We start from the raw sequence: 24,524 nt of genomic DNA on the forward strand, positions 1-24,524 counted from the left end.
CGGGAGCAAGCTCCCTCGCCACAGGTTCATCCTTGCCATTGGGTTTCTTCCTAGCCATGGGTTCATCGTTTCTCTTGAGTGAGCAGCATCAGCCAATAGGGGTGGAGCTTGGCTCCTGCAGCCCTGGCGGTTCATGAGCGCTGCTTCGTCCCGGCCTCGGCCAGCGTCGTATCGGCCAGGGTGTCCGGCGTGCAGCGCAAGTCACCGATCAGCAATACATCGCCTTCATCGCTGGCGTTTTCCGGGTCGAGGCGGAAGCGGCAGAACAGCTCGTTGCCATAACGCACTTCCAAGGTCGGGGAACCGGCATTCATCTCCATGGAGAAGAATCCGTCCGCCTCGCTGATGCCGCGGCTGGCGTGGTTGATCACGTGATGGCCCTTGAGCGGCTCCCCCTGTTCGTCCAGCAAGCGGCCGAGCACGGTCACGGTTTTCATCACGCTGACCTTGCGGTAATCCACGCCGCCCTTGTTCAGGTGGTAACGGCTGCGGGATGGCTCGATGCTCGCCGCCGGTGGGTGCACGCCCTCGAAATCGAAGGTCACCATGCTGTTCTTGTAGGCGGTGATCGGTACGAAGTTACGGCCCGGGTGCAAGGTGGTGCTGCCACCGGTCAAGTCGTCAGCCCGCAGGATGACGTTGTCCAGGTCGGTTTCCACGTCGACGATCATGCCGGCGCCGCGCCCTTGGGGCACGCCGGTGAAGGCGGCTTTCTGCCCGCCCACGGCGACCGTGCTGCTCAGGTTCAAGCCGCCGGTGAGGTTGTCGTTATAGGACGAACGCTGGACGAAACCATCGCCATACATTGACTCGGTCATGAAACTGGCGATGCCGGACAGGCCCACGCCATAGGTGTCGGCCAGGGCCGTGGCGGAGACGCTTTGCAGTACGTGGTCCTGCAGGTCGCGGCGATAGGACAGCGAGGCATTGTTGTCCCGCGTGCCTTCCCGTGAAGTGCGCGTGCCGATGCTGCCCGACCAGTACTCGCCGGGTCCGCCCAGGGCCACGCTGAGGCTCAGGTCCACACCGCGATTGCGCCGGTCGTTGGTACTCGACGTGCCAGGGCGGTCGAACACCGACAGCCGCCAGTTGGCATCGCTGCCACGCAGTGTGGTGCGCTGGGTCCAGCCCAGGTCCAGGCCGGTGCCCTGGACATTGCCTTCGCTATAGGCAAGTCGGCCGTTGATGGAATTCTTGTTGCTCAAGCGATGATTGACCGACAGCGATGAATTGCTGGTCTGGCCGACGTAGACGTTGCGCTGGCGGATACGGGTGCCGTCCGGCAAGGTTTCGTAGGTGTTGCGAGTGTCGAGCCAACTGCGGTTGTGGCTGGCGACGATGCTGCCATGGCCGTAGCTGTACAGGCCTTGCAAGTCCATGCCGGTGCCGTACTGCTGGGTCTGGTAGACGTTGGCGTACAGGCTGGTGTTGCTGGCGAGCGTCCAATCGATCGAGGTGCCCACCTGCAGCTTGTCCTGCACCTGGCGCGTCGACCCACCGAGGATCACCCGCGGGTGCAGCAGGTAGTTGACGCCGATACCGGCCGTCGTGAAGCCTGAGGGCTGGTCGTCCCAGTTGCTCCACAGCCGGGTTTCGCGACCGGCGAACAGGTTGTAGCGCCAGCGGTCCTCGGTACTGTTCCAATTGTTCGGCTTGTAAACCAGCTCCTGGCTGGTGGCGGTGGTTTGCCCGTCTTCGATCAACCGCACTTCCACTTCATAGATACCGCCGGGCAACGGGCGGGTATCCAGGCTCTGCAAGCCGGCGCTGACAGCCTGGGTGTTGATCAGCAGGCCACTGCGATAGATTTCCACCGACGCCTGGCGGCTGGCGGTGACATAAATGGGATAGACGCTGGGCTTGGGATTGTCGACCACCAGGCTGTCGGAACTGCCGTACATCACCCCCAGCGCGGTGTCCGGGTTGGCGCCGAACGAGCGGATCTGGCGATTCAAGCCATCGGAGCTGGGTGTGAAGTAACCCAGGCGAAAGAAATTGCCTTCCATTTCCCGTTGGGTATAGAGCTCATGGACGGCGTGGTAGAGCTTGTCGTCCGGCCCGCCAAGACGCGAGAGCTGAAGGTCCAGCGACTGGCTCCAGTTGCCCACGCTGGAACTGGCATTGAGGCCATAACGTCCGCCGGTGTCCTGTTCCTGGCCACCGTTGAGATTGAGTTGGTTATTGAAGATCAGACCGAGGCTGCCGCCTTCCGGTTGATCGTAGAAACGCTTGGTTTCAGTTGCGCGCTCGACATCCCGGGTCAGGATCGACACTAATGAATTCTCGAGGCTGTAATGCACGGCCAGCAACCCGCCAGTGCAGTTGGTTTCACACGCACCCAATGCTTGTCCCTGCTTGAGGCGTTGTTCCCATTGCTCGCGGTCGACGGCTTTTATCGTGCTGTCTTGCGTGTCGGTGAATTCCAGCAGGGTAATGCGATCATCCCGCGTCAAGACCACCATGGCTTCACCGAGATACTGTTGATTGAGTTCAATACGAACCGCCAGTGGCACATCGAAGAAGTGGGCTTCAAACTCCGCCGGAAGGCCCTTGGCCTGGGACAACAGACTGGTTGGCGTTGTACCGGGGGCAGTTGGCGCAGCCAATGCAGTCGCGCACAGAAATAGCGCGAGCGCACCTGCGATGGGTGTCATCGGAAACATCAACGGATTCTCATATTCAGCGAGCTATCGGGGCGTTTCAGGTACAGGCCGACCGGTCGGGGAGAACCGGCCGGCCTGCGGCGTTGCCCGTGGGCGAGGTGAGACTCACCGGGCAGCGAATGGCCTTACGGAGTAACGCGCGGCACGGCGTCGAAGATGACGGTCATGTCGGCGGTGTACAGGCCGTTCTGGGTAGCCAAAGGCGTGGCCGCGACGATGGTCATGTCAGCCTGGGTACCGGGGGTGGAGGTGGCATCGTCCACCACTTCCTGAGGAATGGCGGTCAGGGTGACGCCGTTGAAGGCGGTGGTCAGGGCGATGGCATCGCTGCCGTTGTACAGCGAAGCCGGGCCGCCTTCGATGTAGGCGTTTACCGAACCTTCGGTGTTCTTCACGTCATAGGTCTGACGCAACGAAGTCAAGGTGCCGCTGACCGTGTTGTAGCTCATGGTTTCATCTTTACCGAAGTCCGGGTTGCGCGGCTGCACGTGGAACTGCTGGGTCGGGATGTTCGCGGTGATGTGGATGGACGAGCGTGCATCATCGGCAGCGAATGCCAGCGAAGAACCCAGGGTAGCGGCGACCAGGGCAGTACCGGATACGAGTTGTTTGAGCATGTTGTTAACACCTGTTCTTGGCAATAAAGAGAAGAGGTTGAAATGGCAGACCAAGAGCAACTTGGTCCGTCCCTCCAACGCCGAGCATGATCGGCGCTCTTTAACCAAAAAAAAGCAGGCAACTTCCTATAGGCGTGTAGTAAATGCGGCATACGAAAGAGCGAAAAATACATACTTTTCGTTAATACAGAAGTTTAGCTGTCAGAAACAGCCCACATTTTAAATCTACACCCTTTTTTATCATTACAAATGTATGCCGCCACATCCCGCATACATTGAGCATTCAGGTAAGGTCATTCCCTGAACGCAAGTCACCCGCCGCAAAAACAAGATATATCTTAGTTTGCGAAAAATCATCAAGTCAAAAGATATATCTTTTATTCAAGATATATCTGAGCGCTATCTATATGCAGAACGGAGACAGCATATGAACGCCCTTTATTCTCATTCCGACTCTTCCTCCAAACGCGAACACGACGGTTTCGAACGACGCCCGACAGGCTCGCGTGGCAGCCGGGCCCCCCGGGTCTTCGCCTCCGGTGATTTGAAGGTGTTGTTGCTGGCGCTGATTGCCGAACAGCCTTGCCACGGCTACGACCTGATCCGCCGGATCGAGCACATGTTCGACGGCGCCTACAGCCCCAGCCCGGGCGTGATCTACCCGACCCTGACCTTCCTGGAAATGAACGCCATGATCAGTTGCGGCGTCGAAGATGGAAAAAAGTGCTACAGCGTGACCGAGGCCGGACGTCTATCCCTTGAGGACCAGGCCGAAGCGCTGGAAGAGGTGCGCACGCGCATCGAAATCAGCAAGCGCACGTTGCGCGGCCATGATCGTCCCCCGGAAATCCATGAAGCGGTGTATAACCTGCGCCATGCCCTGCAAAAGCACCATGGCCGCTGGAGCCCGGAAGAAATCCGGCGGGTGCGCGACCTGCTCAACGACACCGCCCAAGCCATCATCGACGGCCCCGACCGTCCATCAGTCTCGGAGTCAAGCCAATGACCGAAGTCGATCCAAACACCATTCACCGTGTCAGCCACGAGATCAAACGCCGCCGCCTGCAAGTGCTGCGGGTCGAGGACCTGACCCCGCGCATGCGCCGCATCACCGTCGGCGGGCCGGAGCTGGCCGGGTTCGCCAGCCTGGGCACCGACGATCATGTGAAATTGCTGTTCCCGCAGAACGCCGAGGAACAGGCCGCCCTGGAAAACTTCAGCCCAAGTGCCGGTAAGGCCCAGGGCCCGATGCCCGAGATGCGCGACTACACCCCGCGCCGCTATGACCTGGACACCTTGGAGATGGACATCGATTTCGTGCTCCACGGCGACGGCCCGGCCTCGACCTGGGCGGCCCAGGCGGCGCCAGGGCAATACCTCAACATCGCCGGGCCACGGGGCTCGATGATCGTGCCGGATATTTTCGACAGCTACCTGCTGATCGGCGACGAAACCGCCCTGCCCGCCATCGCCCGCCGCCTCGAAGGCCTGGCGCCCAGCCGACGGGCCCTGGTGGTGGTGGAAGTGGCAAACGGCGCCGAGCAGCAGATCCTCCAGAGCCCGGCGCAAGTGCATGTGATCTGGGTGCTGCGCGAGGGTCGCCAGGACAACCTGCTGCGCACCGTGCAACAGCTGGACATGCCCGGCGGCAAGCTGTACGCCTGGGTCGCCACCGAGAGCAAGGTGTCGCGGCAGATTCGCAAGGTGTTGCTGGAGGAGAAAGGGCTGGACCAGGATTTCGTGAAGGCGGTGGGGTATTGGAAGCTGGATGACAGTGAGGAAGATTGAGGGAGGGGCGGTGGCTGTAGGAGCTGTCGAGTGCAAACGAGGCTGCGATCTTGTCCCAGACAGTTGAGTCGCAAGCGAAAGCTCAGGATCAAAAGATCGCAGGCTTCGCCAGCTCCTACAGAGCCCAGCGGGAGCAAGCTCCCTCGCCACAGGTGCTATCGCTGTCCTTTAATACCTTATACGCCATCACCAGGTACCCCGCCCATGCTTTTCCTGCTCGCCTACATCAGCAGCGTCGTGCTGATCAACTTCGCCTTCTCGACCGCGCCGCACCTGGACGTCATCTGGTCGGCCTGGGGCGGGCTGGTGTTTATCCTGCGGGACATGGTGCAGACCCGTTTCGGCCATGGGGCCATCGTGGCGATGCTGGCGGCGCTGGTGTTGTCCTATGTCACCTCGGACCCGACCATCGCCCTGGCAAGCGCCACGGCGTTCGCGGTGTCCGAGTGCATCGACTGGCTGGTGTTCACGATCACCAAGCGCCCGCTCCATGATCGGTTGTGGATCAGTTCGGCCCTGAGCATTCCCCTGGACACGTTCATCTTCTTCGGCTTGATCGACGCCCTGACGCCCGCCGTGGTGATCACCGCCCTGCTCTCGAAATTCGCCGGGGTGACCGCTGTCTGGCTGATCATGGCCTGGCGTTTGCGCAAACAGGCCGTCGCCGGCTGACGCGGTTCATGTAAAATGCCGCGCTTTCTCCCCATGGGAAGCTCGCCCGGCGCGCGCCCCGATGATCCGCTCCTGTTTGAGGACCTTCAGATGACCCGTATCGGAACCCCATTGTCGCCCACCGCGACCCGCGTTTTGTTGTGTGGCAGCGGCGAGCTGGGCAAGGAAGTGGTAATCGAACTGCAGCGCCTGGGCGTCGAGGTGATTGCCGTGGATCGCTACGCCAACGCACCGGCCATGCAAGTGGCCCACCGCAGCCATGTGATCAACATGCTCGACGGCGCCGCCCTGCGTGCGGTGATCGAGGCCGAGAAGCCACACTTCATCGTGCCGGAAATCGAAGCCATTGCTACCGCCACCCTGGTGGAACTGGAAGCCGAAGGCTTCACCGTGATCCCGACGGCCCGCGCCGCGCAGTTGACCATGAACCGCGAAGGCATTCGTCGCCTGGCCGCTGAAGAGCTGGGCCTGCCGACCTCGCCGTACTTCTTCGCCGACACCGTGGAAGACTACCGCAAGGCCGTCGAGACCCTGGGTTTCCCCTGCGTGGTCAAGCCGGTGATGAGTTCCTCGGGCAAGGGCCAGAGCCTGCTGCGCGGTCACGATGACGTGCAGAAAGCCTGGGACTATGCCCAGGAAGGCGGCCGCGCCGGCAAAGGCCGGGTGATCATCGAAGGTTTTATCGATTTCGACTACGAAATCACCTTGCTCACCGTGCGTCACGTGGGCGGCACCACCTTCTGCGCACCGGTCGGCCACCGTCAGGAGAAAGGCGACTATCAGGAGTCCTGGCAGCCACAGGCCATGAGCCCGGCAGCCTTGGCCGAATCCGAGCGCGTCGCCAAGGCCGTGACCGAGGCCTTGGGTGGTCGCGGCCTGTTTGGTGTCGAGCTGTTCATCAAGGGTGACCAGGTGTGGTTCAGCGAAGTCTCGCCGCGCCCGCACGACACCGGCCTGGTGACGCTGATCTCCCAGGACCTGTCGCAGTTTGCCCTGCACGCCCGCGCCATTCTCGGTTTGCCGATTCCGCTGATCCGCCAGTTCGGCCCGTCGGCGTCAGCGGTGATCCTGGTGGAAGGCCAGTCGACCCAGACCGCTTTCGCTAACCTGGGCGTGGCCCTGAGCGAACCGGATACCGCGCTGCGCCTGTTCGGCAAACCGGAAGTCAACGGTCAGCGCCGCCTGGGCGTGGCCCTGGCCCGCGATGAGTCCATCGAAGCCGCCCGCGCCAAGGCGACCCGGGCTTCCCAGGCGGTCAAGATCGAGTTGTAGCTTGCACCCTGTAGGAGCTGTCGAGTGCAACGAGGCTGCGATCTTTCCCCAGCCACTTGAATCTCAAGCGAAAGATCAAAAGATCGCAGCCTCGCTTCGCTCGACAGCTCCTACAAAGTCCAGCAGGGCTAAAGAAAAAGGCGACACCCGCCAGGGTGTCGCCTTTTTCATGGGCGCAGCTCGGGTTTAATCCGGCAGTTTGTAGGCAATCACATAATCACCCTGCTGGGTGCCCAGGGAACCATGACCACCCGCAACGACCAGCACGTATTGCTTGCCGTCCTTGCCGGTGTAGGTCATCGGTGTGGTCTGGGCGCCGGCGGGCAGGCGGCCTTCCCACAGTTGCTTGCCGTTCTTCACGTCGTAGGCGCGCAGGTACTGGTCAAGCGTGCCGCTGAGGAACGCCAGGCCACTGGCGGTGGTGAACGTGCCACCCAGGCTTGGGACGCCCATGCTCAGCGGGATCGGTACCGGCGAGCTGTCGCGCACGGTGCCGTTCTTGTGCTTCCACAGGGTCTTGTTGTTGGTCAGGTCCACGGCCGCGACGTAACCCCACGCAGGCGCCTGGCATGGCAGGCCCATGGGCGAGAGCAGCGCTTCGAGGATCACGCCATACGGCGCGCCCTTGTTCGGCTGCACGCCTTCGGTTTCGCTCTTGCGACCCGGGCCGCCAGCGACTTCGGCCGCGGGCACCAGTTTCGACTTGAACGCCATGTAGCTCGGGTTGACGAAAGCGATCTGGCGCACCGGGTCCACCGAAATGCCGCCCCAGTCGAATACGCCGAAGTTGCCCGGGTAGACGATCGAGCCCTGCAGCGACGGCGGGGTGAACATGCCGTCATAACGCAGCGACTTGAAGTCGATCCGGCACAGCATCTGGTCGAACGGGGTCACGCCCCACATGTCGCGTTCCTTGAGGACCGGCGGCACGAAGTTCAGGTCGGACATCGGTTGGGTCGGCGAGGTGAAGTCGCCTTCCACCGCGCCTTGCGGCACCGGGATTTCCTTGATCGGCACGATCGGCTGGCCATTGCTGCGGTCCAGCACGTAGATACTGCCCTGCTTGGTCGATGCCAGGACGGCGGGTTTCACGCCATCGGCGGTCTTCAGGTCCATCAGGGTCGGTTGACCACCGACGTCCATGTCCCACAGGTCGTGGTGGGTGAACTGGAAGTACCAGCGCACTTTGCCGGTGGCGATATCCAGGGCAGTCAGGCCCGCGGCGTATTTTTCCGATTCCGGTGTGCGGAATCCACCGAACTGGTCAGGGGTCTGGTTGCCCATCGGCAGGTAAAGCATGCCGAGCTTTTCATCGACGCTGAACATGGACCACATGTTCGGCGAATTGCGGGTGTAGGTCTTGCCTTCGGCAATCGGCGTGGTGTCGTCCGGGTTGCCGCTGTCCCAGTTCCACACCAACTGGCCGGTGTGCACGTCGTAGGCGCGAATCACACCGCTTGGCTCATCGGTGGAGACGTTATCGGTGACGTGGCCGCCGATCACCACCAGGTTCTGGGTGACCGCCGGTGGCGAGGTGGAGTAGTAACCACCCGCGGTGAAGCCGCCGATATTGGCGGTCAGGTCGACCTGGCCCTTGTCGCCGAAGTCTTCGCACATCTTGCCGGTGTCGGCATTGAGGGCGATCAGGCGGGTGTCGGCGGTGGGCAGGAAGATCCGCCGTGGGCATACGGTGCTGGCCGGCGTGGTGCTGGCGGTGCCGGTCGGGCTCTGCTCGGCGGAGGCGTACACGGCGTCATCGTGGTAGGTCACGCCACGGCAGGTCATGTGAGCCCAACCCTTGAAGTTTTCGGCTTTTTGCGTGGAAAGCTTCGGATCGAAACGCCAGATTTCCTTGCCGGTCTCGGGTTCCAGGGCGATCACCTGGCTGTGAGGCGTGCACACGTAGAGCATGCCGTTGACTTTCAACGGGGTGTTTTCGGCGGTGGTTTCACCCGGGTCGTTCGGCCCTGGCAGGTCGCCGGTGCGATAAGACCAGGCTTGCTTCAACTTGCTGACGTTCTCAGGAGTGATCTGCGCCAGCGGCGAATAGCGGTCGCCATGGGCACTGCGCCCGTAGGAATTCCAGTCACCGTCCGGCATGGCCGGTGCGGTGTTGGTCATGCCCGGCACGCTGTCGCGGTCCAGTTGGCCCTTGATCTCACCCGGGTTGGTGAACTGGCTGGCGAGCGCGGCGATGCCGGCGATGACCACGGCGACGCCCAATGCGCGGGTGCCCATGGCCGAGGCATCGGCGGTCAACAGTGGGCGGCGGAACCACGGCAGCAACATGACGATGCCCAGGGCAAACAGCATCGCCAGGCGCGGCACCAGTTGCCACCAGTCCAGGCCCACTTCCCACAGCGCCCACACGGTGCTGGCAAACAGCACCAGTGCATACAGGCCCAAGGCCGCGCGACGGGCCATGATCAGCAGCACGCCGGTCAGCGCCAGACCGATACCGGCCAGCAGGTAATACAGCGAGCCGCCGAGCGTGCTCAACTTGACTCCCCCGGCCAGCAGGGCCAGGCCCATCAATAGAAGCAGAATGCCGAGCAGGCTCGGTAGCAGACGGCTTCGACTCAAAGCACCGTCAGTGCTCATAGTGTGATTCTCCGTGTCGTTTTAAGGAGTCCCGCGCAAGTAGTCACTTTAGATGACGATCCTGGAGGGGCATGGTTCAGTTGAAAAAAGCAAATTCGGTTGCCGCGATCCCTTGTGGGAGCGAGCTTGCTCGCGATGGCGGCGTGTCAATCGGCTTCAATGTTTGCTGTACAGTCGCTATCGCGAGCAAGCTCGCTCCCACAGGAGTCCGCCAAAGACAGCGCTATCTTTCAGAGTCTGAACCTTGGGCATTCTTTAGATCTTTCAGCAGGAATAAGCTGTACGCAGAGGCTCTGGCACGCCAGGAGAAGCGTTTCAGCAAACAGCGCAAGGATAATGTCCTGATCTCAATAGAGAAAGGGCTTTTGTTGACATGGATCATCTCGGATTCGGTAACAGTGCACCTGGCCTTGGGTGCCACGATGAAGGCTATGCTTCCACCACAAGGGCACCTCGGCTAAGGTGCGCGGCTTTACCCTTTTTCGCGCGAAGGCCTCCCATGACCGAACCCAACAATAACCCGCTGCACGGCGTGACGCTGGAGCAGATCCTCAACGCCCTCGTGCAGCACTACGAATGGTCGGGCCTGGCTGAACGCATCGATATCCGCTGCTTCAAGAGCGACCCGAGTATCAAGTCGAGCCTGACCTTCCTGCGCAAGACGCCTTGGGCACGGGAGAAAGTCGAGCGCCTGTATATCAAGTTGATGCGCACTAAACGGCCGGTCTGAGCAGCCGTGGGGATGGATAGAGGTCCTCACCTCACCCTGCGCCAGCATTTCGTGTCGGTGACGGCGCTGCTGGGCTGGGCGGGGCTGGGTATCCAGTTGTATCTGATTTTGCTGGGCCGCTGGGAATTGGGCGCAAGCCTGCTGGGCGGGCTGATGAGTTTCTTCAGCTTTTTCACGGTGCTGACCAACCTGTTGGTGGCGGTGGTCCTGACCTGGGAGCTGAGCCCTCGCCCCTCCCCGGCCCGACGCTGGTTCCTGCTGCCCAGCGTACGCAGCGGCGTCGCCGTGAGCATCGCCCTGGTCAGCCTGGCCTACAACCTGCTGCTGCGCCATCTCTGGCAGCCCGAAGGCTGGCAGTTCGTGGCCGACGAATTACTGCATGACGTGGTGCCCGTGCTGTACATCGCCTATTGGTGGCGGTGCGTGCCCAAAGGCTGCTTGCGCCTGGGGCACATCGGGCTGTGGATGATCTACCCCTTGGTTTATTTCGCCTATGTCCTGTTGCGGGGGGATTTGCTGGCGGCCTACCCCTACCCTTTCATCGACGTGGCGAGCCTGGGTTATCCACAGGTGTTCATCAATGCCGGGGGGATATTGGTGGGGTTTGTCGGGATTGCGTTGGGGGTGGTGGGGGTGGATCGGTGGTTGGGACGATGATCGGTTGAAGCCTTGTGAGATGCCCTGTGGCGAGGGAGCTTGCTCCCGCTGGGCTGCGCCTGTAGGAGCTGTCGAGTGCAACGAGGCTGCGATCTTGTCCCAGACAATTGAGTCGTAAGCGAAAGAGCAAGATCAAAAGATCGCAGGCTTCGCCAGCTCCTACAGAGCCCAGCGGGAGCAAGCTCCCTCGCCACAGGGATTGTGTGTTCACAAGTGGATATCAGCGCCTTACCGGCAACATCCACACCAACCCACTGGCCTTGGCCCGTTCATGACACAACGCCAAGACCCCGCGGCGCTCGTCGTTGTCCATCCGGCTCCACCGGGTGATTTCCGCCACGGTGCGTTGGCAGCCGGTGCAGATGTCCTCATCGTCCAGCGCGCAGATATTCACGCAGGGCGAAGGTACCGGGCGTTCAGGGGCACTCATGCTTCCTGCTCGACCAGATCGCGGGCGTAGCGCTGGGCGTTGTGCACATAGTGCGCCGCGCTGGCCACGAGCATGTTCTTCTGGGCTTCGGTCAACTCACGCACCACCTTGCCGGGCGAGCCCATCACCAGCGAGCCGTCGGGAATCTCCTTGTTCTCGCCGATCAGCGCGTTGGCGCCGATGATGCAGTGCTTGCCGATCTTCGCACCGTTGAGGATCACTGCGTTGATGCCAATGAGGCTGTAGTCGCCCACCGTACAGCCATGAAGCATGGCGTTGTGGCCAATGGTCACGCCGGTGCCGATGGTCAGTGGATAGCCCATGTCGGTGTGCATCACCGTGCCGTCCTGCACATTGCTGTCCTTACCGATCAGGATCAGTTCGTTGTCGCCCCGCAGCACGGCGTTGAACCAGACATTGGCGCCCTCTTCGAGGCGGACCTTGCCCACCAGCGTGGCGTTGGGCGCGACCCAGCTCTTTGGGTGGGTTTCGACACGGGCATCGCCCAGGCGGTATTTCATGGGAATCCTCGGGGCATCAGGTATTGATGAAACTCTTGGGCGGGGTGTGCAAGTCGATTTCGGCGTCGTACAGCAGGTTGACCAACTCAACGATCATGATCGCCGTCAGCCCCCAGATCTTGTACCCCTCGAAACGATAGCTGGGCACGTACCAGCTGCAGCCCTGGTAATCGATCCGGTGCGTGTGTTCGCGCGGATCCTTGCGGAAGAACTCCAGCGGCACGCTGAACACCGCCGCGATCTCGGCATCGTTGGCCCGGTATTCGACGTAGTCCGGAATCACCCCGACATACGGCGTGACCTTGATACCGTGCAGCGAGATCAGCGGGCTGAGGGGGCCGATCACTTCCACCAGACCGGGCGGCAGGCCGATTTCTTCCTCGGCTTCGCGCAGGGCGGTGAAGATCAGGTCCGGGTCTTCCGGGTCGCGACGCCCACCGGGGAACGCCACTTCGCCGCCATGGGTCGAGAGCCCGCTGGCGCGCAGGGTCAGTACCAGCTCCGGTTCATCACTGCGGGTGATCGGCACCAGTACCGCGGCTTCAGGGAAACGTTGGTCAGCCTGCAGATCGTGCGGGGTATGGTTGCTTACTCGATGCAGTAGCTCGTCCAGCATGAGACTTCTCGATTTATTCGCTACCTTGCATCATGCACCAATCATTCAAGCGGCCCAAGCCCCGTACCGCGTCGTGTCGCGAAACGACAACTTGCCGACACCGGCCCGCGCACGCCAAGATAGGCGCAGCATTCAGGAACCCAAGCATGAAATTCTGCAGCCAGTGCGGTAACCCGGTGACCCAGCGCATACCCGAAGGCGACTCGCGCCTGCGCTTTGTCTGCGACACCTGCCACGCCATCCATTACCAGAACCCCAACATCGTGGCCGGTTGCGTACCGACCTGGGGCAGTAAGGTGTTGTTGTGCCGGCGCGCCATCGAGCCGCGGCGCGGCTACTGGACGCTGCCGGCGGGCTTCATGGAAAACGGCGAGACCATCGAACAGGCCGCCGTGCGCGAAACCGCGGAAGAGGCCTGCGCCCGGGTGCGAAACTTGAGCATCTATACGCTGATTGACGTACCGCACATCAGCCAGGTACATGTATTCTTCCGCGCCGAACTGGTGGACGAGGATTTCGCCGCCGGACCCGAAAGCCTGGAGGTGAAGTTATTCGAAGAAGCGGACGTTCCCTGGGACGAGCTGGCTTTCCGCACGGTGGGCCGCACCCTGGAATATTTCTACGCCGACCGCCGGGCCGAGGATTACCCGGTGCGATCCGAATCGATCCCGCCGCTGGCTCAGCCTGCCAACACCTGAAAAAACCAATTAAATAAATATAGCCGCGACACCTCTAGGGATACCGTTTCAATGCGCTGGTTGCTTGTCCTGTTCTGCTTGTCGTTCACCGCTGTGTCCCAGGCCGCCGCCGTGGGAACCTACAATGGCAAGGTCATCGAAAAAGTGCTGGTGCTCAAGTCCGCCCATCAATTGCAATTGATCAACGACGGCAAGCCCCTCAAGACCTATCGCATCTCCCTGGGCAAGGGCGCCAAGAAAGGCCCCAAGCTGATAGAAGGCGACAAACGCACCCCGGAAGGTTTCTATTGGCTGGACTGGCGCAAGACCAGCGACCGCTTCTACCTGTCGATGCACATTTCCTACCCCAACATCAGCGACGCCGCCCGCGCCCGCCGCGAAGGGGTGGAGCCGGGGGGCATGATCATGATCCACGGCACGCCGGATTCGGAAGAGAACCCTGAGCAGTTGTTCCATACGCTGGACTGGACCGACGGCTGCATCGCCATGCGCAACGTGGACATGCGCGAAGTCTGGAACCTGGTGCCGGATGGGACAATGATCGAAATCCGTCCGTAGCACCCTTTTCTTGCGGCTGAGTTGCGCTCTGTAGGAGCTGTCGAGTGCAACGAGGCTGCGATCTTGTCCCAGGCAGTTGAGTCGCAAGCGAAACATCAAGATCAAAAGATCGCAGGCTTCGCCAGCTCCTACAGAGCCCAGCGGGGATAAATCCCCTCGCCACAAGGGATGGTGTCGATCAGTCTTTTGTTACAAGTCCAGGCATCGCAACGCAATCCCCCTCCCCAGCCTTGATCTACCCTCAGAACTGATGCGGGTTTCAGATCGTTCAGCCCCGCAGACCCCAAAGTGAGAGGTGTCACGTCGAAGCATAGGCAGTCATGACGTATGTGATTCGACAGGGCTTCACCGTTCAAAGATAAGGCATCCAATCATGACAACCCATAACAACTTCATACGGATGACTGCTGTCGCGGCAGTGATGTTCACAGGTGTGTGGCAACCGGGCGCCGACGCCTGGGGAGCCGATGGAAAAGAGGAGGCGTGGTATAGAGCCTGGCTTCAGGTCACGGCGGATCCAAGCGTGGATATCCACAAAACCATGCCCTTGTTGCGCTGGCGTACCGACATGGAAACGCTCTACCGAGGGGATACGACAGGTCAGGGCCTCAGTGCCTTCGATAAGGGGCTGTTGCCCAAAGCCGTGGGCAATCCCGAGGAACAATGGGGGTACGACTGGATCACCCACGCGAGCGGAAGCGCAGGGACGGTGTTCAGCAGCACAACGCGCAGTCTGGTCTGGGCCCAACACTACGCCACCGAGTGGGTGTACGAGTTCACTGCCCCCCATGGCGTTGACCAGGTGCAATCGGGAGGGCCCTTTCCAAAAGATCAGGAAATCAGCTTCCCGGGCGGGGTCAAGGGACACTTCATCAAGCAAGCCTGCCACAAAGACAATCTTGCCAAATGCAGGCCAAACCCAAACTACCGAGAACCCACCGGCCGCGAGATGATGCAGGACGTCGCCGCGATTTCCATCGACTGGAGCCGGCTGACGCCTCCAGTGGGGCTGGCATGGATAACGACCAAACAATCCGTCTGGGCAGTCGGCTCTACGACGATCAACCCCGTGCAGGGAGCGGATGCGCTTAGCAATGGGTTACGGGGCTGGAACTCTTTGCCAGCGAAATTGGGATCAGTGAGGCGGCCGGAGTCTCCCCTGGCTCAATCGGTCGTTGTGGCATTTCGCGACTATAGCGAAGCCAAGCTCTGGGCCACCCAGGAAGCCTCGAACGGCGGCTGGGTCTATGAAGTCAGGTCCAACACCGTGGCGGTGGATTTATCGGTACCTAATGCGGGTTCCCGTGAAGGCGCCTTCGCGTTCATCGGCGGTATCAAGGGAGGCCTGTTGATGAACGCCCGTCGTTTCGAGAAAGGCGTGAGTGAACCGGTCGAGTGCATTGGCATAGAAAAAGAAGTTTGCCGGCGCGAAAACATCCACCAATAGTTTTCCGGCCTCTCCGTGCAGGCAGGTGGGTTGAGGCTGTTGACTCGAAGCTTGTGTGAACCTGTGTGAGGAAGCTTGCTCCCTCACCACAGGGGTCAGCCTCTTGTTACAAGCCCAGGAACCGGACAGGGCTTCACCGTTCCAGATAAGGCATCCAATCATGACAACCAATAACAACTTCATACGGGTGACTGCTGTCGCGGCAGTGGTGTTCGCAGGTGTGTGGCAACCGGGCGCAGATGCGTGGGGGGCCGATGGAAAAGAGGAGCCGTGGTATACCGCCTGGCTTCAGGTCACGGCGGATCCAAGCGTGGATATCCGCAAGACCACGCCCTCGTTGCGCTGGCGTACCGACATGGACACGCTCTACCGGGGCGATACGACGGGTCAGGGCCTCAGTGCCTTCACGCAGGGGCTGTTGCCCAAAGCCGATGGCACTCCCGTGGAGCAATGGGGGTACGACTGGATCACCCACGCGAGCGGGAGCGCAGGGACGGTGTTCAGCAGCGCAACGCGCAATCAGCTCGTCGCCCAGCACTACGCCAGCGAGTGGGTGTACGAATTCAGGGCCCCCCACGGAATCGATCAGGTGCAATCGGGGGGGCCCTTTCCCGGTGAGGAGGAAATCAGCTTCCCGGGCGGGGTCAAGGCGCACTTTATCAAGCAGGCCTGCAAGGCACACAATCTTGCCGATTGCAGGACGAACCCAAACTACCGTGAGCCCACCGGCCAGGAGACAATGCGGGAGGTCGCTGTGATGGCCATCGACTGGAACCGGCTGACGCCTCGAGAGGGTTTGGCATGGGTAAAGTCCCAGCAATCCCTTTGGGCAGTCGGCTCTACGAAGATCAACCCCGTCCAGGGCGCGGATGCGCTTACCAATGGGTTGCGGGGCTGGAGCTCTTTGCCACCGAACTTGAGGTTCGCGATGTATCAGGAGGACCCTCTGGCGCAATCTATCGTTGTGGCATTTCGCGATTATAGCGAAGCCAAGCTCTGGGCCACCCAGGAAGCCTCGAACGGCGGCTGGGTCTATGAAGTCAGGCCCAACAGCGTGGCAGTGGATTTGTCGGTACGTAATGCAGGTTCCCGTGAAGGCGCCTTCGCGTTCATCGGCGGCATCAAGGGAGGCCTGTTGATGAATGCCCGTCGTTTCGAGAAAGGCGTGAGTGAACCGGTCGAGTGCATTGGCATAGAAAAAGAAGTTTGCCGGCGCGAAAACATCCACCAATAGTTTTCCAATCCATCCAGCCGCGCATGCTGTTGCTCAAGGCTTGCGTGAATCACTGTGGCGAGGGAGCAAGCTCCCGCTGGGTTGCGCAGCAACCCCAAAGCAGGCGACTCAATCTGCCTGACACTCCGGGTTGTCGGGTTTAGGGCTGCTTCGCACCCCAGCGGGAGCTTGCTCCCTCGCCACAGGATCGGTGTTTCACCGGGATTTTTGTGTTCGTCTTACGATTTATCGCGAGCAGGCTCGCTCCCACAGCGGATTTGTGTTGTCCACAGAACGGGTGATCGACACCCGTCTCCTGTGGGAGCGAGCTTGATCGCGATGAGGCCGGCACTTACTGCATCAAGTCCGAAGCTCAACCCGGTCCAAGGCCTTGTTCGCCAGCAACGTCCCCAGCTCGATCATCTGTGCTACCGCCAACGCCACATGTCGACGCGAACCGTCCAAGTCAAACATGAGGTCGCTAAGCACCGCATTGGCCGAGGCCAGGGTTTCGCTGAGGTTGGCTAGCAGGGCTTCGGTGTCGACGCTGTCCGATACGGTGAACAACTGCACAGAGGGTTTGGGTTCTGGTTCGCTGTCGTCGGGCTTGAGGTAATGGTCCATCGCGCGGTCGGCGGCTTCTTTCAGCTTGTCGGGGGCGTAGTCGCCGTAGGGGAAGGTGGAGGCGGGTTTTGGCGTGTCAGAATTATTTTTCAATTGAAGCTCCTTTAATTTAATGGAGCCCAGGACAAAACGTCCGGGCCTGTTGCCCCTTGATTTTTTTCGGACGGTCAAACCCGGTCGCTGAATTGGCAGCGACACCCAAAGGCTAGGGCCCTCGCTTCCTAGGGACAACCTTAAAAACATGTCGGAAACTTCGGGGCGTCTGACAGACCCTGGGATGATCATTCACACAACAAAAAACCGGCCTAGGCCGGTTTTTGAGGATGGCATTTGGGTTTACACAAACGCTGCACGCTGCTCAGCCTCATAATGCCGAGTCTGAAAAGGCAGAAGGGTTTGCACCTTCAAGCCAAGACCTTCATTCAGCCCCCAAGAGAGAGCAAGCTCATCACGGCGCTTGCGAAGCGCAACAGCGGTTTGTGAGGTTATGGCTTGCTTGGGTGTCGAGCGTAAAAATAGCTCAAGGGCTTTGAAGACTTCCAACGCACGACTGTCCGTGACACACGAAAATCGGGTGAGTCGTTCGAGCAGATACCCTGCACGACGCAGCTCGACCTCATCAGTGTGTTGACTCAGAAAAGCTTGAGCCGCGCTTATCAAGTCCAAGTTGGAGTACCAGACAGCTTTGGCGGCGCTGACGAGCGCAACATCATCTGCGTGATCCAACGGGATTTTGACCAATGTGTCCAGAGCGGCTGAGAGGACGTGGCCGTTAGCAGGCTTCGCCATCTGTATTCTCCAAATAATTTTGCAAAATATAAGTAAGAGCAGAGGTTGGAGGCTCTTTGTGGCCAACATATACATCAATCGCCTGCAACGCCAGTCGACGCAGCTCGACGGTCAAGATGAAGCCAGCCCTCAGAAGCGCCATGATATCGCCAATATCTTGATCCGTTGCTCTGCCCAGCTTTGAAATTGCAATATCGACAGGGGCAGCAATGTGAACGTGCAGAGGAGACTCAACCGGAAACTCTTCAAGAGGGAGGCTTCGACCCCAATAATCCTCGTGAATCGGACCAAAGCTGGTGTTGTATTGGAGGTCGTAGTTTAGCTCCATCAATCGGCCGGACGTCTCGTCAACAAACTGCTCGGGCACTTCCGCCAGCAACGTTCGTAGATGAAAACCTTCTGGAAGACTGGCCTCATAAATCTCGGCGTCAACGTCCGTGGAGACACGATGATTTGTATAAAGGTGCACTGCGCACCCACCAAAAACGATGATTTTGACCGCCCCTGGCGCTGCATTCTCAAGCTTCAGCTCCGCTTCGACAGACTTGAACATTGAAACCAAAGCCTGTCCCAGCGCGGTTTTTGTATTGAGGCGGGGGGTGATCATATCCGGCAGTTCCATGTTTGAACCTCACAGGCTGATGTTGCTCCTTGAAACTTGGATCTGCCACTCGACCTTCCCAAGGGCTAGTTAGCGATCCCGCGCTTGGAGATGTGAGCCCGAAAGCTAGAGTTCCCGCTTCCGAGGGACAACCTTAAAAACTTGTCGGAAACTTCGGGGTGTCTGACAGACCGCCCATCTGGTCGGGGATGTTTCGCACAAATTTCAGATAGGCTTTTTTTGGATGGGATTGGGTACATATCCATTGCTGCGGTAACCGCAGCAACGGATATACACACAAAACGAACTACCACCGGTCGCCACAAAAATAAATATCAAATTCCGTAACCCGCCCCCCGTGCATACCACTGACCTTCAAAAACCCCATCCCAACGCTGTAATTCCACACCCCGCACAAACCACCCTAATACCACTTAAATAACACCCCCACAAATACCCAGAAAACACTGATCAACCCCGGAAAAGCATCGTTGACATGGTATTCAAGTGGTATTAGTTTCAAGCGCAACTCACCGAGCGACAACGCCTACAAAACCGCATCGGACAAACAAATGAACAACATCCTGACCCTGCGCCCCGACGACACCCAACCCACCCCGCTCTACCTGCAACTGGCCCGCAACCTCGAAGCCGCCATCCACGCCGGCCAGTGGAAAGCCGAGCAAGCGATGCCGTCCGAACGCAGCTTGAGCGAACAACTGGGCATTTCCCGAGTCACCGCCCGCAAAGCGCTGGAAGTGCTGTTCGAACAAGGCCTGATCCGCCGCAACCAAGGCTCCGGAACATTCATCACCCCACGCCTGGAACAACCGCTCTCGCGCCTCAGCGGCTTCAGCGAAATGCTCCGGCTCAAAGGCTTCGTGCCCGGCTCCCAGTGGCTGGAGCGGGAAATCACCCCGCCAACCCACGAAGAACTGATTCGCCTGGGCCTGTCGCCCACTGACAAAGTCGCCCGGCTCAAACGGCTGCGCAAGGCCGACGACACGGTCATGGCCATCGAGATGAGCACCCTGCCTGCGTCGATCATTCCCAAGCCACAAGCGGTGGGCGATTCGCTGTATGAATTCCTCGACGGCATCGGCAAGCCGGTGGTGCGCGCCCTGCAGCACATCCAGGCCATCAACGCCTCGGACGAATTCGCCGCCCTGGTGGGCATCGCCCCCGGCACCGCGATGCTGCTGATGACCCGGGTCGGCTACCTGGAAGACAACACGCCCATCGAAGTCACCGACACCTATTGCCGCAACGACTACTACGACTTTGTCGCAGAGCTGCGTCGCTAAAAAATTCAGAGAGTGCCCATGCCAGAAGACAACATCCTCACCGCCAACGGCTGGATACGCGGCCGCCTGGTCCATGAACATGGCAAGGTCGTGTCCGTCGAGGGCCAGCCCTGCGATCCGACGAGCAACGACCTGCCCTACCTGCTGCCCGGTTTCATCGACCTGCATGTGCACGGCGGTGGCGGCAAGGACATCATGGAAGGCGCGCCGGCGTTCGAAACCATTGCCCGCACCCATGTGCGCTTCGGCACTACGGCGCTGCTCGCCACCACCATGACCGCGCCAAGCGAAGAGATCGCCAGCGTACTCAACGCCCTCGGTGAATACTGCGAACAGCGGCCCAGCGGCAGCGCGCGCGTCCTGGGCGTGCATTTGGAGGGCCCCTATATCAACCCCGGCAAACTCGGCGCCCAACCGAATTTCGCCCACACCGCGTTGATGGCCGAAGTAGAGGCCTACCTGGCCCTGGCACCGATTCGAGTGATCACCGTCGCGCCGGAGATCGCCGGGCACGACGCCTTGATTCGCGCCCTCAGCGCCCGGGGCGTGCGCATGCAGATCGGCCATACCCTCGGTAGTTACGAAGAAGGCGTCGCGGCACTGGCGGCCGGGGCCAGCAGCTTCACTCATTTGTACAACGCCATGAGCCCACTGCATCACCGTGAACCAGGCATCGTCGGCGCGGCGCTGGCCCATGCCCGATATGCCGAGCTGATCCCGGATTTGCTCCATGTGCACCCCGGCGCCATGCGCGTGGCCTTGCGTGCGATCCCGTGCCTGTATTGCGTCACGGATTCCACCGCCGCCGCCGGCATGCCCGACGGTGAATACAAGCTGGGCAGCCACACCGTGACCAAATGCCTGGGCGGTGTGCGCCTGGCCGACGGCACGCTGGCCGGCAGCACCCTGACCATGGACCAGGCCCTGCGCAACCTGGTGAAAATCGGCCTGCCCCTCGCCGAAGCTTCACAACGCCTGTCGCAATTTCCCGCCGACTACCTCGGCCTGCCCGAGCGCGGACGCCTGCAACCCGGCGCCTGGGCCGACTGCGTGCGCCTTGACCGCGCCCTGAACCTGATCGACGTGATGGTCGAAGGAGAAGCCATTGACTTCCAAAATGCTTGAAGAGGCCCTGGCCTCGTCCGCCGCCGTCGAGCGCCAATTGCAGCGATTGGACCCTGCCCTTGGGGAAATTGCCGGACGCCTGCTCCGCCAGCCGCCGCAAGTGGCGATGACCGTGGCCCGTGGCAGTTCCGATCATGCGGCCAGCTATTTTGCCTACCTGACCATGCAACAACTGGGTTTGCCGGTGGCGTCGCTGCCGATGTCAGTGGTGACCATGCAGCAGGCGCCGCTGAAGGTCAGCGGCCAGGTGGCGTTCGCGTTCTCCCAATCGGGGCAGAGCCCGGACCTGGTGAACAGCCTGCGTCTGTTGCGCAAGCGTGGCGCCTTGAGTGTGGCGATGGTCAACGCAGAGGACTCTCCACTGGAGGCGGCCTGTGAATTCAGCGTGCCCTTGTGCGCCGGTATCGAAAGCAGTGTCGCCGCGACCAAGAGTTTCATCGCCACCCTCAGCGCCAGTGCGCGCCTGGTGGCCCACTGGAAAGGCGACGCCGAGTTGCTCGAAGCCGGCGCCGCGCTGCCCGAAGGCCTGCGCGATGCCGCCAGCCAGGATTGGAACGCCGCTGTCGAGGCGCTGCGCGATTGCCAGCGACTGATGGTCATCGGCCGTGGCGCCGGGTTCGCCATCGCCCAGGAAGCGGCGCTCAAATTCAAGGAGACCTCGGCGATCCAGGCCGAAGCCTTCAGCAGCGCCGAGGTCCGTCACGGACCGATGGCGCTGATCGACGAGCACTATCCACTGCTGGTGTTCGCCCCGCGCGGTGCCGAGCAGGCCGGTGTATTGAGCTTGGCCGCCGACATGCGCCAGCGCGGCGCCCGGGTATTGCTGGCCGCGCCGGATGACATCGCCGAGCGCGACCTGACGCTGACCCGTGCCGAACACCCGGCCCTGGACCCGATCCTGGCGATCCAGAGCTTTTACCGGATGGCCGCCAACCTGGCCGAGGCCCGGGGCCTGGACCCGGACCAGCCACGGCACTTGAGCAAGGTCACCCGGACCCACTGAACCGACGGTTCTTTAACGCAAGGCCAATGAGACTTCAAAGAGAGCGAGCCCATGCCCAACAACAATAAAGAGCTGACCCTCAGCGCCCCGCTCAGCGGGCCGGTGCTCACCCTCGCCAACGTCCCCGACGCGGTGTTCGCCAGCGGCGCCATGGGCGACGGGATCGCCATCGACCCGCTGAACGACACCCTCTACGCCCCCTGCGACGGCGAAGTGATCCACGTCGCGCGCACCGGCCACGCCGTGACCCTGCGGGCCGATAACGGCGCCGAGCTGCTGTTGCACCTGGGGCTGGACACTGTCGAGTTGCAGGGCGACGGCTTTTCCATGCTGGTCAAGGAGGGTGCGCGGGTCAGCAACGGCCAGGCGCTGCTGCGCTATGACCTGGACAGCGTGGCACAGCGCTGCAAAAGCCTGGTCAGCCTGCTGATCATCACCAATGGCGAACACTTCCAGGCACGGCCGATTACCCTCAAAGGCGTCAAGGTCGGCGAGCCGTTGCTGCATATCGTCAGCAAGACACCGGGTGAAACACGCGACGATGAGCCGGACGTCGGCGTCGAAGTGTTCGGCCAGATCCGTATCGCCCATCGAGGCGGCCTGCATGCGCGGCCGGCCGCCTTGATTCGCCAGACCGCCCAGGGCTTCAAGAGTCGCTCGCACCTGCACTTCGGCGGTCGATCGGCGTCCTGCGACAGTGTGATGGGCATGATGGGCCTGGCGATCATCGAACAGGCCGAAGTGCACGTCAGTTGCCGTGGCAGCGATGCCGAAGCGGCGTTGCAAGCGCTGCTGAAAACGTTATCCACAGCCCTGGCCGAAGAGGCCCATGCCGAGGCGCCGCCGGCCAAGGCACCCAGCCGTAGCGCCGAAGCCGGTGTGCTGCACGGCGTATGCGCCGCGCCCGGCCTGGTCAGCGGACCGCTGGTTCGCCTGCAAGGCATTCAGTTGCCCGAGGATGTCGGGGGTCACGACGTCGCAGAACAACGGCAACGGCTGCACGATGCCTTGGCAAACGTCAGTCGCGAGATCCAGTTGACCCTGGAAAATGCCAAGGCCCGGCGCCACGTCGATGAGCAAGCGATTTTCAGCGCTCATTTGGCGTTGCTGGAAGATCCGGTCCTGCTGGACGTCGCCTACCTGTCTATCGAGCAAGGTTGCGCCGCGCCCCACGCCTGGAGCCGCTCCATCGACGTGCAGTGCCAAGTGCTGCGGCAATTGCAAAGCGCGCTGCTGGCCGAGCGTGCCAATGATTTGCATGACCTGCGCCAGCGGGTCCTGCGGGCGTTGCTCGGTGAAGCCTGGCAATTCGACGTACCGGCGGGCGCGATTGTCGTCGCCCAGGAGCTGACCCCGTCGGACCTGTTGCAACTCAGCGCCCAAGGCGTGGCCGGCGTGTGCATGGCCGAGGGCGGCGCGACCTCCCACGTGGCGATCCTGGCCCGTGGCAAAGGCCTGCCCTGCCTGGTGGCGTTGGGCGAGGCCCTGCTTGCACAGGCGCCGGGGCAATCGGTGGTGGTGGACGCTGACGGTGGTCGTCTCGAACTGTCGCCAAGCGCCGAGCGCTTGATGCAGGTACAGCAAGCACAGAAGCGACGCGCAGCCCTGCGCGCCGAGCAACAGACCCTCGCCCATACGCCGGCACGAACCGTCGATGGGGTGCAGGTTGAAGTCGCCGCCAATGTCGCCTCCAGCGCCGAAGCCAGCCAGGCCTTCGCCAACGGTGCCGAGGGCGTTGGCTTGTTGCGCACTGAATTTCTCTTCGTCGACCGTCACACCGCCCCGGACGAAGAAGAGCAACGCCAGGCTTATCAAGCCGTGCTCGATGCCATGGGCGACAGGCCGGTGATCATCCGCACCATCGACGTCGGTGGTGACAAGCAACTGGACTACCTGCCGCTGCCGGCCGAAGCCAACCCGGTGCTTGGCCTGCGGGGCATTCGCCTGGCGCAGGCGCGACCGGAACTGCTGGATCAGCAATTGCGGGCGCTGCTGCAAACCCGCCCGCTGCAGCGATGCCGGATTTTGTTGCCGATGGTCACCGAGGTCGGCGAACTGCTGCACATCCGCCAGCGTCTCGATGCCCTGGGCAACGAACTCGGCCTGGACGAACGCCCGCAACTGGGGGTGATGATCGAAGTCCCGGCCGCGGCCTTGCTCGCCGAACAGTTGGCCGAGCACGCGGACTTCCTGTCCATCGGCACCAACGACCTGTCCCAGTACACCCTGGCCATGGACCGCGACCACGCCGGCCTCGCCGCCCGGGTCGATGCCTTGCACCCGGCGCTGTTGCGGCTGATCGCCCAGACCTGCGACGGCGCCGCCAAGCATGGGCGTTGGGTCGGCGTGTGCGGAGCCCTGGCCTCCGATCCCCTGGCGACGCCGGTGCTGATCGGCCTGGGCGTGCGGGAGTTGTCGGTCAGCCCGCCGCAGGTCGGCGAAATCAAGGACCGCGTGCGCCACCTCGATGCCGCCCAGTGCCGCCGCGTCAGTACCGAATTGCTGAACCTGGCCAGTGCCGCCGCCGTGCGCCAGGCCTGTCATCAACACTGGCCCCTGGGCTGAGCCACGTCGAACAACAATAAAAGGAGAGAC

The 24,524-nt window shown here is 61.4% G+C and carries 24 protein-coding genes; 15 read left to right on the forward strand and 9 right to left on the reverse strand.

Annotated elements, in window-relative coordinates:
• Nucleotides 1–131: 131 nt before the first annotated feature.
• Together AD659_RS21180 and AD659_RS21185 are read right to left on the reverse strand one after the other, a co-directional pair.
• Nucleotides 132–2,663, reverse strand: coding sequence for a CS1-pili formation C-terminal domain-containing protein (locus AD659_RS21180; RefSeq protein ID WP_053124774.1), 2,532 nt, complete (start codon nt 2,661–2,663; stop codon nt 132–134).
• Nucleotides 2,664–2,788: 125 nt separating this feature from the next.
• Nucleotides 2,789–3,280, reverse strand: coding sequence for a CS1 type fimbrial major subunit (locus AD659_RS21185; RefSeq protein WP_053124776.1), 492 nt, complete (start codon nt 3,278–3,280; stop codon nt 2,789–2,791).
• A gap of 427 nt (nt 3,281–3,707) precedes the next feature.
• Between AD659_RS21185 and AD659_RS21190 the strand changes: the two genes are divergently transcribed.
• The 4 genes from AD659_RS21190 to purT all read left to right on the forward strand — a co-directional run bounded on the left by AD659_RS21190 (nt 3,708) and on the right by purT (nt 7,012).
• The gene (locus AD659_RS21190) at nt 3,708–4,286 is read left to right on the forward strand and encodes a PadR family transcriptional regulator (RefSeq protein ID WP_053124778.1); all 579 of its coding nucleotides are present in this window, start codon (nt 3,708–3,710) and stop codon (nt 4,284–4,286) included.
• The gene (locus AD659_RS21195) at nt 4,283–5,068 is read left to right on the forward strand and encodes a siderophore-interacting protein (RefSeq protein ID WP_053124780.1); all 786 of its coding nucleotides are present in this window, start codon (nt 4,283–4,285) and stop codon (nt 5,066–5,068) included. The genes AD659_RS21190 and AD659_RS21195 overlap by 4 nt, the downstream gene beginning before the upstream one ends.
• 204 nt (nt 5,069–5,272) lie before the next feature.
• Nucleotides 5,273–5,740, forward strand: a complete 468-nt coding sequence (locus tag AD659_RS21200; RefSeq protein ID WP_053124782.1) for a VUT family protein — start codon at nt 5,273–5,275, stop codon at nt 5,738–5,740.
• A 90-nt stretch (nt 5,741–5,830) separates the two neighbouring features.
• Complete coding sequence (gene purT / locus AD659_RS21205; protein ID WP_053124785.1) at nt 5,831–7,012, forward strand: formate-dependent phosphoribosylglycinamide formyltransferase; 1,182 nt, start codon at nt 5,831–5,833, stop codon at nt 7,010–7,012.
• A gap of 186 nt (nt 7,013–7,198) precedes the next feature.
• Here purT and AD659_RS21210 read toward each other — a convergent pair whose 3' ends face one another.
• A complete protein-coding gene (locus AD659_RS21210) occupies nt 7,199–9,613 on the reverse strand; it encodes a glucose/quinate/shikimate family membrane-bound PQQ-dependent dehydrogenase (protein ID WP_053124787.1) in 2,415 nt (804 codons plus the stop codon).
• Between the two features lie 71 nt (nt 9,614–9,684).
• Here AD659_RS21210 and AD659_RS21215 point away from each other — a divergent pair, with 71 nt between their 5' ends.
• From AD659_RS21215 to AD659_RS21225, 3 genes are read left to right on the forward strand one after another with little or no spacing between them, the layout of a single operon-like run.
• Nucleotides 9,685–10,074: a hypothetical protein gene (locus AD659_RS21215; protein WP_053124789.1), complete on the forward strand. Its 390-nt coding sequence runs from the start codon at nt 9,685–9,687 to the stop codon at nt 10,072–10,074.
• Nucleotides 10,075–10,112: 38 nt separating this feature from the next.
• Nucleotides 10,113–10,343 carry a VF530 family protein gene (locus AD659_RS21220; protein WP_003205228.1) on the forward strand — a complete coding sequence of 77 codons (231 nt, stop codon included), beginning with the start codon at nt 10,113–10,115 and terminating at the stop codon, nt 10,341–10,343.
• 12 nt (nt 10,344–10,355) lie between these two features.
• Nucleotides 10,356–11,000: a Pr6Pr family membrane protein gene (locus AD659_RS21225; RefSeq protein WP_053124791.1), complete on the forward strand. Its 645-nt coding sequence runs from the start codon at nt 10,356–10,358 to the stop codon at nt 10,998–11,000.
• A 220-nt stretch (nt 11,001–11,220) separates the two neighbouring features.
• On the opposite strand, the gene AD659_RS21230 is transcribed toward AD659_RS21225, so the two are convergent.
• Genes AD659_RS21230 through AD659_RS21240 form a run of 3 tightly spaced genes read right to left on the reverse strand, consistent with a single transcriptional unit; the run spans nt 11,221 to nt 12,567 of the window.
• Complete coding sequence (locus AD659_RS21230) at nt 11,221–11,430, reverse strand: DUF1289 domain-containing protein (protein WP_053124793.1); 210 nt, start codon at nt 11,428–11,430, stop codon at nt 11,221–11,223.
• The gene (locus tag AD659_RS21235) at nt 11,427–11,951 is read right to left on the reverse strand and encodes a gamma carbonic anhydrase family protein (protein ID WP_053124795.1); all 525 of its coding nucleotides are present in this window, start codon (nt 11,949–11,951) and stop codon (nt 11,427–11,429) included. The genes AD659_RS21230 and AD659_RS21235 overlap by 4 nt, the downstream gene beginning before the upstream one ends.
• 16 nt (nt 11,952–11,967) lie before the next feature.
• On the reverse strand, nt 11,968–12,567 hold the full coding sequence (locus AD659_RS21240) for a CoA pyrophosphatase (RefSeq protein ID WP_053124797.1): 600 nt from the start codon (nt 12,565–12,567) through the stop codon (nt 11,968–11,970).
• A 146-nt stretch (nt 12,568–12,713) separates the two neighbouring features.
• On the opposite strand from AD659_RS21240, the gene AD659_RS21245 reads away from it, so the two are divergent.
• From AD659_RS21245 to AD659_RS21260, 4 genes are all read left to right on the forward strand, one after another.
• Nucleotides 12,714–13,265, forward strand: a complete 552-nt coding sequence (locus tag AD659_RS21245; RefSeq protein WP_053124799.1) for an NUDIX hydrolase — start codon at nt 12,714–12,716, stop codon at nt 13,263–13,265.
• 51 nt (nt 13,266–13,316) lie between these two features.
• Nucleotides 13,317–13,823, forward strand: coding sequence for a L,D-transpeptidase family protein (locus tag AD659_RS21250; protein ID WP_053124801.1), 507 nt, complete (start codon nt 13,317–13,319; stop codon nt 13,821–13,823).
• 373 nt (nt 13,824–14,196) lie between these two features.
• Nucleotides 14,197–15,270 (forward strand): scabin-related ADP-ribosyltransferase, encoded by a 1,074-nt coding sequence (locus AD659_RS21255; protein WP_053124804.1) that lies wholly within the window; start codon nt 14,197–14,199, stop codon nt 15,268–15,270.
• Nucleotides 15,271–15,712: 442 nt separating this feature from the next.
• Nucleotides 15,713–16,504: a scabin-related ADP-ribosyltransferase gene (locus AD659_RS21260; protein ID WP_408003324.1), complete on the forward strand. Its 792-nt coding sequence runs from the start codon at nt 15,713–15,715 to the stop codon at nt 16,502–16,504.
• A 339-nt stretch (nt 16,505–16,843) separates the two neighbouring features.
• On the opposite strand, the gene AD659_RS21265 is transcribed toward AD659_RS21260, so the two are convergent.
• The 3 genes from AD659_RS21265 to AD659_RS21275 form a co-directional block, all read right to left on the reverse strand.
• Nucleotides 16,844–17,200 (reverse strand): DUF6124 family protein, encoded by a 357-nt coding sequence (locus AD659_RS21265; protein ID WP_053124807.1) that lies wholly within the window; start codon nt 17,198–17,200, stop codon nt 16,844–16,846.
• A 243-nt stretch (nt 17,201–17,443) separates the two neighbouring features.
• A complete protein-coding gene (locus tag AD659_RS21270; RefSeq protein WP_053124808.1) occupies nt 17,444–17,896 on the reverse strand; it encodes a hypothetical protein in 453 nt (150 codons plus the stop codon).
• Nucleotides 17,880–18,518, reverse strand: coding sequence for a DUF6036 family nucleotidyltransferase (locus tag AD659_RS21275; protein WP_053124810.1), 639 nt, complete (start codon nt 18,516–18,518; stop codon nt 17,880–17,882). The genes AD659_RS21270 and AD659_RS21275 overlap by 17 nt, the downstream gene beginning before the upstream one ends.
• 551 nt (nt 18,519–19,069) lie before the next feature.
• Here AD659_RS21275 and AD659_RS21280 point away from each other — a divergent pair.
• Genes AD659_RS21280 through ptsP form a run of 4 tightly spaced genes read left to right on the forward strand, consistent with a single transcriptional unit; the run spans nt 19,070 to nt 24,494 of the window.
• On the forward strand, nt 19,070–19,801 hold the full coding sequence (locus AD659_RS21280; protein WP_053124812.1) for a GntR family transcriptional regulator: 732 nt from the start codon (nt 19,070–19,072) through the stop codon (nt 19,799–19,801).
• Between the two features lie 18 nt (nt 19,802–19,819).
• A complete protein-coding gene (gene nagA, locus AD659_RS21285) occupies nt 19,820–20,926 on the forward strand; it encodes an N-acetylglucosamine-6-phosphate deacetylase (RefSeq protein ID WP_053124814.1) in 1,107 nt (368 codons plus the stop codon).
• Entirely contained in the window at nt 20,907–21,929 is a 1,023-nt protein-coding gene (locus tag AD659_RS21290; protein ID WP_153043911.1) for an SIS domain-containing protein, read from the forward strand. Before nagA ends, AD659_RS21290 begins: the two co-directional genes overlap by 20 nt.
• A 51-nt stretch (nt 21,930–21,980) precedes the next feature.
• Nucleotides 21,981–24,494: a phosphoenolpyruvate--protein phosphotransferase gene (ptsP, locus tag AD659_RS21295; protein WP_053124819.1), complete on the forward strand. Its 2,514-nt coding sequence runs from the start codon at nt 21,981–21,983 to the stop codon at nt 24,492–24,494.
• The last annotated feature ends 30 nt before the right edge of the window (nt 24,495–24,524 follow it).

Source organism: Pseudomonas thivervalensis, assembly GCF_001269655.1.
GTDB classification, from domain to species: Bacteria; Pseudomonadota; Gammaproteobacteria; order Pseudomonadales; family Pseudomonadaceae; genus Aquipseudomonas; species Aquipseudomonas thivervalensis.